The sequence below is a fragment of the Azomonas agilis genome (genome assembly GCF_007830255.1).
Taxonomy (GTDB): Bacteria; Pseudomonadota; Gammaproteobacteria; order Pseudomonadales; family Pseudomonadaceae; genus Azomonas; species Azomonas agilis.
In genome coordinates, this window is sequence record NZ_VLKG01000021.1 from 1 (window position 1) to 4,032 (window position 4,032).

Here is a 4,032-nt window from a genome sequence, read left to right on the forward strand (position 1 = left end):
CCAGTGGCGAAGGCGACCACCTGGACTGATACTGACACTGAGGTGCGAAAGCGTGGGGAGCAAACAGGATTAGATACCCTGGTAGTCCACGCCGTAAACGATGTCAACTAGCCGTTGGAATCCTTGAGATTTTAGTGGCGCAGCTAACGCATTAAGTTGACCGCCTGGGGAGTACGGCCGCAAGGTTAAAACTCAAATGAATTGACGGGGGCCCGCACAAGCGGTGGAGCATGTGGTTTAATTCGAAGCAACGCGAAGAACCTTACCTGGCCTTGACATGCAGAGAACTTTCTAGAGATAGATTGGTGCCTTCGGGAACTCTGACACAGGTGCTGCATGGCTGTCGTCAGCTCGTGTCGTGAGATGTTGGGTTAAGTCCCGTAACGAGCGCAACCCTTGTCCTTAGTTACCAGCACATTATGGTGGGCACTCTAAGGAGACTGCCGGTGACAAACCGGAGGAAGGTGGGGATGACGTCAAGTCATCATGGCCCTTACGGCCAGGGCTACACACGTGCTACAATGGTCGGTACAGAGGGTTGCCAAGCCGCGAGGTGGAGCTAATCTCACAAAACCGATCGTAGTCCGGATCGCAGTCTGCAACTCGACTGCGTGAAGTCGGAATCGCTAGTAATCGTGAATCAGAACGTCACGGTGAATACGTTCCCGGGCCTTGTACACACCGCCCGTCACACCATGGGAGTGGGTTGCTCCAGAAGTAGCTAGTCTAACCTTAGGGGGGACGGTTACCACGGAGTGATTCATGACTGGGGTGAAGTCGTAACAAGGTAGCCGTAGGGGAACCTGCGGCTGGATCACCTCCTTAATCGATTCGCCACTTATCATAAGTCCCCACACGAATTGCTTGGTTTATTTGCGAAGGCGATTGGGTCTGTAGCTCAGTTGGTTAGAGCGCACCCCTGATAAGGGTGAGGTCGGCAGTTCGAATCTGCCCAGACCCACCAATTGTCGCGGGGCGTAAGGCCGGTTGACATATGGGGCCATAGCTCAGCTGGGAGAGCGCCTGCTTTGCACGCAGGAGGTCAGGAGTTCGATCCTCCTTGGCTCCACCATCTCCCCAAAGCCCAGAACTGAGTGCTTATCTAAGCTAATCTAGCTTAGTAATATTAAGCATTGATTTCTGATCTTTGATCAGTCGCTCTTTAACAATTCAGATTAAGTGATAGAAGCAACAGCTAATTAATTTCTTTCACTGGAAATTGATTAGATCAAGGTAAATGTACGTTCAAGCGCACATTTTCGGCGAATGTCGTATTCACGATCACTCAGGTAATCTTCAAAGATTGCTTGGGGTTATATGGTCAAGTGAATAAGCGCATACGGTGGATGCCTTGGCAGTCAGAGGCGATGAAAGACGTGGTAGCCTGCGATAAGCTTCGGTGAGGTGGCAAACAACCTTTGACCCGGAGATCTCTGAATGGGGAAACCCACTCATCATAAGATGAGTATCTTATGCTGAATACATAGGCATAAGAGGCGAACCAGGGGAACTGAAACATCTAAGTACCCTGAGGAACAGAAATCAACCGAGATTCCCTAAGTAGTGGCGAGCGAACGGGGATTAGCCCTTAAGCTTCTTTGAATCTAACAGAACACTCTGGAAAGGGTGGCCATAGCGGGTGATAGCCCCGTATGTGAAAGGTTCTTTGACGTGAAATCGAGTAGGACGGGGCACGAGAAACCTTGTCTGAATATGGGGGGACCATCCTCCAAGGCTAAATACTACTGACTGACCGATAGTGAACCAGTACCGTGAGGGAAAGGCGAAAAGAACCCCGGAGAGGGGAGTGAAATAGAACCTGAAACCGTATGCGTACAAGCAGTGGGAGCAGACTTTGTTCTGTGACTGCGTACCTTTTGTATAATGGGTCAGCGACTTATTTTCAGTGGCAAGCTTAACCGTTTAGGGGAGGCGTAGCGAAAGCGAGTCTTAATAGGGCGTCAAGTCGCTGGGAATAGACCCGAAACCGGGCGATCTATCCATGAGCAGGTTGAAGGTTAGGTAACACTGACTGGAGGACCGAACCGACTCCCGTTGAAAAGGTAGCGGATGACTTGTGGATCGGAGTGAAAGGCTAATCAAGCTCGGAGATAGCTGGTTCTCCTCGAAAGCTATTTAGGTAGCGCCTCATGTATCACTCTGGGGGGTAGAGCACTGTTTCGGCTAGGGGGTCATCCCGACTTACCAAACCGATGCAAACTCCGAATACCCAGAAGTGCAAGCATGGGAGACACACGGCGGGTGCTAACGTCCGTCGTGAAAAGGGAAACAACCCAGACCGTCAGCTAAGGTCCCAAAGTTATGGTTAAGTGGGAAACGATGTGGGAAGGCTTAGACAGCTAGGAGGTTGGCTTAGAAGCAGCCACCCTTTAAAGAAAGCGTAATAGCTCACTAGTCGAGTCGGCCTGCGCGGAAGATGTAACGGGGCTCAAACCATACACCGAAGCTACGGGTTCATCCTTTGGATGAGCGGTAGAGGAGCGTTCTGTACGCCTGTGAAGGTAAGTTGTAAAGCTTGCTGGAGGTATCAGAAGTGCGAATGCTGACATGAGTAACGATAATGGATGTGAAAAACATCCACGCCGAAAGACCAAGGGTTCCTGCGCAACGTTAATCGACGCAGGGTGAGTCGGCCCCTAAGGCGAGGCAGAAATGCGTAGTCGATGGGAAACAGGTCAATATTCCTGTACTTCTAATTACTGCGATGGGGGGACGGAGAAGGTTAGGCCAGCACGGCGTTGGTTGTCCGTGTTTAAGGTGGTAGACCGAATATCTAGGCAAATCCGGATGTTCAAAGTCGAGAACTGATGACGAGCGTTCTTTTAGAACGTGAAGTGGTTGATACCATGCTTCCAAGAAAAGCCTCTAAGCTTCAGGTAATTAGGAACCGTACCCCAAACCGACACAGGTGGTCGGGTAGAGAATACCAAGGCGCTTGAGAGAACTCGGGTGAAGGAACTAGGCAAAATGGCACCGTAACTTCGGGAGAAGGTGCGCCGGTGAGGGTCAAGCATTTACTGCGTAAGCCCATGCCGGTCGAAGATACCAGGCCGCTGCAACTGTTTATTAAAAACACAGCACTCTGCAAACACGAAAGTGGACGTATAGGGTGTGACGCCTGCCCGGTGCCGGAAGGTTAATTGATGGGGTTAGCGCAAGCGAAGCTCTTGATCGAAGCCCCGGTAAACGGCGGCCGTAACTATAACGGTCCTAAGGTAGCGAAATTCCTTGTCGGGTAAGTTCCGACCTGCACGAATGGCGTAATGATGGCGGCGCTGTCTCCACCCGAGACTCAGTGAAATTGAAATCGCTGTGAAGATGCAGTGTATCCGCGGCTAGACGGAAAGACCCCGTGAACCTTTACTGTAGCTTTGCACTGGACTTTGAACCTGCTTGTGTAGGATAGGTGGGAGGCTTTGAAGTAGGAACGCCAGTTCTTATGGAGCCATCCTTGAAATACCACCCTGGTATGTTTGAGGTTCTAACTCTGATCCGTTATCCGGATCGAGGACAGTGTATGGTGGGCAGTTTGACTGGGGCGGTCTCCTCCCAAAGAGTAACGGAGGAGTACGAAGGTGCGCTCAGACCGGTCGGAAATCGGTCGTAGAGTATAAAGGCAAAAGCGCGCTTGACTGCGAGACATACTCGTCGAGCAGGTACGAAAGTAGGTCTTAGTGATCCGGTGGTTCTGTATGGAAGGGCCATCGCTCAACGGATAAAAGGTACTCCGGGGATAACAGGCTGATACCGCCCAAGAGTTCATATCGACGGCGGTGTTTGGCACCTCGATGTCGGCTCATCACATCCTGGGGCTGAAGCCGGTCCCAAGGGTATGGCTGTTCGCCATTTAAAGTGGTACGCGAGCTGGGTTTAGAACGTCGTGAGACAGTTCGGTCCCTATCTGCCGTGGACGTTTGAGATTTGAGAGGGGCTGACCTTAGTACGAGAGGACCGGGTTGGACGAACCTCTGGTGTTCCGGTTGTCACGCCAGTGGCACTGCCGGGTAGCTA

2 tRNA genes and 2 rRNA genes are annotated in these 4,032 nt (G+C 51.5%); all 4 read left to right on the forward strand.

What is annotated here, in order from left to right:
- Positions 1–825: ribosomal RNA gene (locus LX59_RS15485) — 16S ribosomal RNA — on the forward strand; the annotation flags it as partial.
- 62 nt (positions 826–887) lie between these two features.
- Positions 888–964, forward strand: a tRNA-Ile gene (locus LX59_RS15490).
- Positions 965–996: 32 nt separating this feature from the next.
- A tRNA-Ala gene (locus LX59_RS15495) sits at positions 997–1,072 on the forward strand.
- A gap of 247 nt (positions 1,073–1,319) precedes the next feature.
- Positions 1,320–4,032 (forward strand): 23S ribosomal RNA (locus LX59_RS15500); the annotation flags it as partial.